Origin of the sequence: Streptomyces niveus, assembly GCF_001723055.1 — a bacterium.
GTDB classification, from domain to species: Bacteria; Actinomycetota; Actinomycetes; order Streptomycetales; family Streptomycetaceae; genus Streptomyces; species Streptomyces niveus.
Window position 1 is genome coordinate 1 of record NZ_MDCR01000602.1, and the last position, 570, is coordinate 570.

The 570-nt window shown below is 74.2% G+C and carries 1 pseudogene; it reads right to left on the reverse strand.

Annotation, left to right across the window (positions count from 1 at the left end):
• Positions 1-570, reverse strand: a pseudogene (locus BHU15_RS37840) (hypothetical protein); the annotation flags it as partial.

The window sequence follows — 570 nt, forward strand, 5'->3', positions numbered from 1 at the left end:
CCACGGCGGCGGCCCGCCCCCGGCCGCGCCACGCGGGCACCAGCAGCGCGGCGGCGAGCAGCGGAAGGGCCACGGCGGCACCGTCGTTGGGCCGCATGAGCGTGACGACGGCCAGCCCGGCGACGATCCCCGCGTACGCGCCGCGCCCTGGTTCGCGCAGCAGGAAGCAACCGGTCGCGGCGACGGCGCCCATCGCCGTGTAGTGGTTGGGCATGGCGGAGTTGGCGTAGAACAGCGCGAACCACAGGCTCCCGTACAGCCCCGCCGCCACCCACACCCCCACCGGCCCGCGCAGCACCACCAGCCACGGCCGCCACCCCAGATACAGCGCTCCACCCGCGAGCGCGGCCATCCAGAGCCTCAGCAGCACCACCGAGTCGCTCCACGACGCGACGGGCACGAGCAACAGCGGCACCCCGCGCGTACGCGGCGCGCTGAACGGCACATCGCCCCCGTACGGCCCGAACCTGCTGGCGTAAACGATCTCGTCCCACCCCAGCGGCAATCCGAAGGGCACGAGCACCCCGGCGACAACGACGAACCCGCCGCACACCCCAACAAGCCCCCACC